The organism is Phycisphaerae bacterium (assembly GCA_018003015.1).
In the GTDB taxonomy this organism is placed as follows: domain Bacteria; phylum Planctomycetota; class Phycisphaerae; order UBA1845; family PWPN01; genus JAGNEZ01.
On sequence record JAGNEZ010000128.1, the window covers coordinates 1 to 6636 of the forward strand.

5 protein-coding genes and 1 tRNA gene are annotated in these 6636 nt (G+C 61.1%); 4 read left to right on the forward strand and 2 right to left on the reverse strand.

Features of this window, described 5'->3' with window-relative positions; translation table 11 throughout:
• Positions 1-315: 315 nt before the first annotated feature.
• Complete coding sequence (locus tag KA354_24860) at positions 316-2247, reverse strand: hypothetical protein (protein ID MBP7937884.1); 1932 nt, start codon at positions 2245-2247, stop codon at positions 316-318.
• Between the two features lie 662 nt (positions 2248-2909).
• Between KA354_24860 and KA354_24865 the strand changes: the two genes are divergently transcribed.
• Positions 2910-3452 (forward strand): RHS repeat-associated core domain-containing protein, encoded by a 543-nt coding sequence (locus KA354_24865; protein ID MBP7937885.1) that lies wholly within the window; start codon positions 2910-2912, stop codon positions 3450-3452.
• 170 nt (positions 3453-3622) lie between these two features.
• Here KA354_24865 and KA354_24870 read toward each other — a convergent pair.
• A tRNA-Arg gene (locus KA354_24870) sits at positions 3623-3696 on the reverse strand.
• Between the two features lie 156 nt (positions 3697-3852).
• Here KA354_24870 and KA354_24875 point away from each other — a divergent pair.
• The 3 genes from KA354_24875 (at position 3853) to istB (ending at position 6283) form a co-directional block, all read left to right on the forward strand.
• Complete coding sequence (locus KA354_24875) at positions 3853-4833, forward strand: hypothetical protein (protein ID MBP7937886.1); 981 nt, start codon at positions 3853-3855, stop codon at positions 4831-4833.
• 80 nt (positions 4834-4913) lie between these two features.
• Positions 4914-5507 carry a hypothetical protein gene (locus KA354_24880; protein ID MBP7937887.1) on the forward strand — a complete coding sequence of 198 codons (594 nt, stop codon included), beginning with the start codon at positions 4914-4916 and terminating at the stop codon, positions 5505-5507.
• The gene (gene istB, locus KA354_24885) at positions 5504-6283 is read left to right on the forward strand and encodes an IS21-like element helper ATPase IstB (protein MBP7937888.1); all 780 of its coding nucleotides are present in this window, start codon (positions 5504-5506) and stop codon (positions 6281-6283) included. The genes KA354_24880 and istB overlap by 4 nt, the downstream gene beginning before the upstream one ends.
• The last annotated feature ends 353 nt before the right edge of the window (positions 6284-6636 follow it).

A 6636-nucleotide genomic window follows, 5' to 3' on the forward strand; every position in this document is an offset into this window, starting at 1 on the left:
AGCTTCCGAACGTGTGCTACGCGCCGGCATGACCCATGTCCTCCTTGAAACCCCCAACTCCGGCCGTCTTCCATGACTGCCAGCCAGCATCATACCAAAAACGCCCGCCTAATGTGTCACGGACCCCGTGAAAAAGGTGTCAGGATGATTTTCTAGCCGTCCGGGTCGATTGCCTGTTCAGGATCGGTTCCCGGCGTCCCGTCGCCTTGGCGGTTCAACTCGGAGTTGCACCGCGGGCCCCACCCCGTTCTTCGCGGTGAGCGGGCGCTCAAGAAGAGCTCACCGACCCAAGAAACCCCCGATGCAGGAAGCCAATCACTCTTTGGAGGCCCACCAGCACACATCATAGTGCTGCCAGGCGACCCCCGCAGTAAAGATCCGGGTTGTGCCGTTGATCATCGCCCCACAGTCGGATGTGGCCGTGGCCCAGCCCTCGATACTCTGACCTTGGGGATACCAGAAACTCACCTGGTTGTTCGTGACGCCCCAGCCCCAGCCCTCGCGCCGGCCGAAGTTGACGCTCCAAACCGTTCCGTCCGCGTGGAGAACCAGCCGGTCGTCATCCGTATCGTAGCGGTCCTCAGTCCCATTGCAGTCGTTGTCGTAATGCCGGCGCCAGGTGCCGGCCAGATCGTTCATGGTACACATCGGCGTCGGTTCTTCCACATACTTGATGTTGATCCACTGAAAACCGGCCCAGTACCACCCGCCCAGCAGGATCCCACCCAATCCGGAGGGGTCCATGAAGCCCTCGACGTGGAATCCGATGAGGTTGTCGCCTTCCTGCAACGCAAGTACTGACGAATTGGCCAGCTTCTCAGGCGGGCTGCCGTATCGATAAGCGGTAATCCGCTTCTGGAAGCCCGTCGGCACGTCCACCATCACCTGGGCTCGCGGCCGGCCAACCTCGACCTCGCTCGGCCGGTTCAGATCCAGCTGATACGAAACCCCCGTCTCTTTGTTATCTTGACCCAGCTCGAGAATCCTGTAGTTCAGCACTGGAAAGCCGCCGCCCGGCCCGCTCAGGTCGGTGTTCTCGATGTCGGTGAACAACTTGCCAAGTGCGCTCCAGTGGTTGGTGCTGGTCTTGCCGCAGAAGTACACGGCGCCAAACTTCAGCGTCGACTCAAGCTGATCGAAGGAGTCCGAGGGGCTGAAGATCATCGTCTTGCCCTGCCCCGGCGAGTTCGGGTCGGCGACATAGAGCGCACGGGGCTTCAGCGAGCTAGCGCTTGGATTCGGACCGGTCCACCTGTAACACAGTACAACGTGCGTGCCCTTTCCCTCCGGCAACTCTACAAGCAGGATCTGCGGCTCCCCGGTCTCGCGCAACGCCGCGAGCGTGGCATAGAACTGTCGTGCCTCCAGTGAGAGTTTTCTCCCATCAGAACGAATCATGTCGAGGAATCTCGTCTGCGTCACTCCTTCAATTCCACGAGCCACGGCGATCGAGCTCAGCCAAATCCCCTCGTCATCATCCAACGAGAAGCCAGACGTCTTCAGCCCGGAGAGCAGGGTCGAGCTGTCAAACGCTTCGCGAAGCGCCGGCTGATTGCGGCCACGCCGCCGCTCCAGGTAGTAATAGAGCTCGCTCAGGCACATGCCGCCGGCGATACCCGTGGGTTCGAGGTAGCTGCCCTCATTCCGAAACGGCCAGTCATCGGCGCCCGGGGCGAAGTCGCTGTCCAACGGTCGCGCGGACAACTCCCAGCGATTGTATCGCTTGGCAACCGCGTCGGAGAAGTGACGAGTCACCACGGTGATGGAGGTGTCATCCTGATCGATCGGAGTCATAGCCTCCATCTTGCCGTTCTCGCTGTCGTACAGGAAGGCCACGGCCACCTCGTCATCCGCCACGCTGACCGGGATCCTCAGCGTCATGAACTCCTCAGCATATTCACCCCCGTTGTCGATGGAGATCAAGGGCGAAGCGACCTCTCCCCCGGTGGAGAATGAGGAATCAAGGATCGGACGGTACGAGATAGTGAAGCTCCTGGGGCTGAGATACGCGCCCGGAGGCACGTTGATGGACAGGCCATGCAGCGGGCTGGCCGAATCGTTGACGGTCAACGTACCACCCTCCGATCCGATCGTGCCACCGCCGGCCAGTAGCTCCTCGCCGGTCACCAGCGGCAGGGGTCTACCGCCCGGCGGCGTCGGCGCGCACGCACCCCCCAATACCGCCAGAAGACAAACACCCAGAACAAGCATCTTCCGTACAAACAAGCTTGAGTACACAGCGATCATGATCCGCTCCTCCGACTTGATCGCCCTCCGTGGTCTACGATGTCCAGGATGTGACCCGTCCTGTTCACGTCTATTGTACCACAGTCTACCCCCGTCGATATGCCATTTTGACGGTTCAATAGCCTTCACACGCTCAAGCTCTGCGTCAACAACGGCGAGATGGGGGCGAGAAAGGAATGAGCGGAAACCGGTAACCGATGTCCCAACGGGCAAGTCAAAGGAGTCGGAAGCGAACCATCCCCCGTTGAGGCCGTGGTGGCCCGGCCGCACGGCCAGAAGGCCGCAACGTCAGCGGGCCGAATCGCACCTCAGTAGCCAGGGCAGGCGGTTCTCACCCAAAGCGAGAGGCTCGCCTGCCGACCGTCACCACCGTTCATCTCCCGCAGTTCGGATCGGCCACGACATCCGGCGGGCTGAGACACCGTTGAAGGATACCGAGATGGGACTGATCGACGTCGCCGTCATTATCGAAGTCCCTGTCCTGATACCCAGGGGCCGCCGCATATTCCCTGACGTCGGCTTGCGACATCTAGCGGCCGGATAAAGGGTCATGCGGCCGGATAACGGGTCATGAGCCATTTTCCAGATAGAGGTCTCCCCGAAGCTGGACGGAACGCGCTCATAGACTGACCTCAACGACCGCAAGTGTCGACCAGGACGTGATGATCGACTACACGGCCGCCGGGGACGTGGAAACGAATACGGCCGAGGTGCTGTACTTCTTGCACGGGGCCCTGGGCAGCGTGGTCGGGCTGGCCGACGCAAGCGGGAACCTGGTCGAGAGGTACGAGTACGACCCCTACGGCCGGACGTACATTACCGCCCCGAACGGTACAGCCCGGCCGGTGTCGGCCTACGGCAACCCGTTCGCCTGGACCGGCCAGCGTTACGACCCGGCGGTTCGGCTGTACCACTTCTGGGCCCGAAGCTACTCGCCCTCCCTGGGCCGCTGGCTGCAGCGCGATCCGCTCGATTACGTGGATGGGGTGGGGTTGAATGAGTATGTGAGGGGAGGGCCGCCAAGCATGACCGATCCGCTTGGGCTTCAATACGCCCCCCAACCACCTCCCGAACCGCCTTCGACGGGAGATGTTGTTGGGGGCGACGGGTTTGCCGCTGGACGGGGAATACCCCGGAAGTCGCCAGCAGACACTACGCCTCCAGCCCCGACCTTGACGGTGATTCCCGCCGCGCGGCTGGCCTAGATTGCGACGAAAAAGGGACCAGTAAAAGGCCAGGGGGCACAGGCGGAGAAGGCCATTCCAGAGGTGGACAAGCCGGGACACCCAATCCGGCAGAAGACCAATAGACCCAACAGAAACAGGGTGTTATCCCCGAGTGCCCAGAGATGTCCATTAGTGTTAATAAGGGGTACCGTTCCCCGCTGGACTCGAACCAGCAACCTTTGGCTCCGGAGGCCAACGCTCTATCCAATTGAGCTAGGGGAACTAAGTCTTTTATTTAGAATACGTTACGAGCAAAAAGGCCCGGCATCTCCGAATCCTTAAGTTGACACAAAAACGACCCAACCACATTCCCAGACTCTCCCGCAAGCCGGACGCGTCCGGTCGCTATTGTATATCATTTCGGGATGCCCATGGCAAGATGTGCCGCGTTCGCTTCCAGCGGACCCGCGACGAATCTGAGCGGGAGTACCGTCGCTGGATCCGGACCAACTACGGGAGGGACCGCGAGGATGACGACGGAACCACCCCCGAGCCCGAGCCCGGCCCGGAGATCGGGAACACCCTGAAAGCCATCATCGCCGCCTACATTGCAGCCGAGCACGAGCGGGTACGGCCTGACGAAGCGGAACGGAACCAGGGCACGATCGGGATCGCAGAGTACTGGGACATCCGCCACCAGGCCCTCAAGATCGGCCTGTGGGCCAAGGAGCATTTTGGCGACCGCTTCGAAACCGTCGCCTTCGGCGACCTCATGGATATCAGCGACTGCGACGCCATGATGCTCCACTTCATTCAGCATCTTCACTACGCCAAGACGAGAGTCAACAAGACTCGCCGGCGGTTCTGGGACATTGTCCGCTTTGCGAAAGGACGCCCGTTCCGCCAGCAACTCACCTTCCTGTCCATGACCTGGACCCGCAACACCCGGTGGAACGACTGGGCGGCCCTCTCCGAGGGATGCTATCTGCTGCGGACGAACTTGACCGACACCGACCCGGCCACGCTGTGGAAACGATATACCCAGCTCACCGAGGCGGAGTGGGCCTTCAGAATCCACAAGGATGAATTGGAAATTCGACCGGTCTTTCATCAGAAGCCCGATCGCGTCCTTGCTCACATTCTGATCTGCTTCCTGGCCTACGTGTTGTGGAAGGCTCTGGCTCAGTGGATGCGAGGTGCGGGGCTGGGCGATGCCCCTCGGACACTGATGGAGGAGTTCGCCAAAATCAAGAGCGGCGACGTGGTCCTGCCAACGGTGACCGGTGATGGTCGACCGGGCAAAACGGTGTACGTCCGGTGCGTGACCACGCCCGACCGCGCCCAACGCGTCCTGCTGAACCGCCTGGGGCTCACACTGCCCCAGCGGTTGCGATACCTGGAAGAGGTTACGCAAATGTAGTCACGACTGTGGAGCAAAACCGGCCCTGGCGCTATCCCCAGGGCCGATTGCCTCCTACAAATCCGGAACTTGGGTTACCCTTGCCGGCCAACCTGTTCCCGAGCTTCCAGGAGGGCAAGCGGATCGTCAACAGCGACGGCCACGTCGAGGTGGCCAAGGCGTACTACTCGGTTCCGCCGGAGTACCTGGGCCGAACCGTGTGGGTCCGATGGGAGAGCCGGGTGGTTCGCATCTTCGACGAGCGGATGAATCTGATCACCGAGCACGCTCACACCCATGAGGGCCAGTTCGATACCAATCCGCTGCACGTCTCCAGCCGCAAGATCTCCAGCATCGAGCATGGGGCTGCCTGGATGCTGAACAAGGTGAGTCAGATCGGACCGCAGGCCACTCGCTGGGCGGAGGCGATGTTGAAGAGCCGGGGCATTGAGGGCGTGCGGGTTCTTCAGGGGCTGATGAGCCTGACCTGCAAGCACGCCTGGGGCGGCATCGAGAAGGCATGCGAGATCGCCCACGGCCATGGTGCTTACCGCCTGCGCGACGTGCGGAATCTGATTGATCGGCAGGCATCCGCCCAAACCCAGTTCGAGTTCGCCCAGGAGCATCCGATCATCCGGAGCCTGGCGGAGTACGGAGAGTTGGTTCACTCGACATTCCAGAAGGAGAACCCATGAACGAAACGCTACGAACGGCCTTGAAGAAGCTACGGCTGTCCGGCATGGCCCAGTCGCTGGACGTACGCTTGCAGGAAGCCGCCGGACACGGCCTGAATCACCTGGAGTTCCTGGAATTGATCCTCCAGGACGAACTCATGGTCCGCTCCGACCGGCACATGAACCGCCGGTTGCGGGCGGCCTTGTTCCGCGAGCCCAAGACCCTGGAGGACTTTGACTTCTCGTTCAACCCGTCGATCAAGAAGAAGCAGGTCTACGACCTGGCGACCTGCCGGTTCATCCGGGAAGCCCGCCCGATTCTATGGCTGGGACCACCGGGAACGGGAAAAAGTCATCTCTGCCAGGCCATCGGCTACCAGGCGATCAAGGCCGGCCACACCGTTCTGTACCGCTCGATCTTCGACGTGGTCCGGGACTTCCTGCACGACGAGGCCCTCAGCGGCGAGGAGAAAGTCCTGGCCCGGTACCTGAAGCCCGACCTGCTGATCATCGACGACTTCGGAATGAAGCAGTTACCGAAACGGTCCGGCGAATACCTGTTCGAGATCATCATGCGCCGGTACGAGGTCCGGTCCACGATGATGACCTCGAATCGCCCCTTGGAGGACTGGGGCAAGCTGATCGGCGACGTCCCCGCGGCCACCGCGATCCTCGACCGGTTCCTGCACCATGCCGAGGTCGTCACCATCACCGGCCGGAGCTACCGGCTGAAGGACCGCGCCGGCAAAACGGAAACGGCAACGACCAGGAAAGCTCAAACCGGTTCCGACGATTGAAAAGAGAAGAGCCTTTGAGGTATAAGAACGTGATCATCACTGGCTGGGTTTAGGGCGCCTCTACCTGGCTGGTTCTCGGGCGCCTCTCGACAGCCTCTAGGCCCAGCAATACTATCGGCAGATCAGGGGTTATTGGGATAGGCTCTTAGCTCCTGTCGGAATCCGCCCGCTGTGTTGGGGAAGCCCTGTACTTTGGGGCTCCTTCCTGTTATCCTAATGGTCACATCAGGGCCAGCGCGCATAGATAGGTAAGCTGGGAGGTCTGGCGCGATGGATAGGCATCGTGTATACCTTTCGCAAGTACGCCGTATGGAGCGGCGAGAGTCTCTTGCGAAAGGAGTCTGCCGATGGCC

Coding starts and splice junctions, on each gene's coding strand:
- KA354_24865 (MBP7937885.1), top strand. CDS start 2,910: ATGATCGACTACACGGCCGCCGGGGACGTGGAAACGAATACGGCCGAG.
- KA354_24860 (MBP7937884.1), bottom strand. CDS start 2,247: ATGATCGCTGTGTACTCAAGCTTGTTTGTACGGAAGATGCTTGTTCTG.
- istB (MBP7937888.1), top strand. CDS start 5,504: ATGAACGAAACGCTACGAACGGCCTTGAAGAAGCTACGGCTGTCCGGC.
- KA354_24875 (MBP7937886.1), top strand. CDS start 3,853: ATGTGCCGCGTTCGCTTCCAGCGGACCCGCGACGAATCTGAGCGGGAG.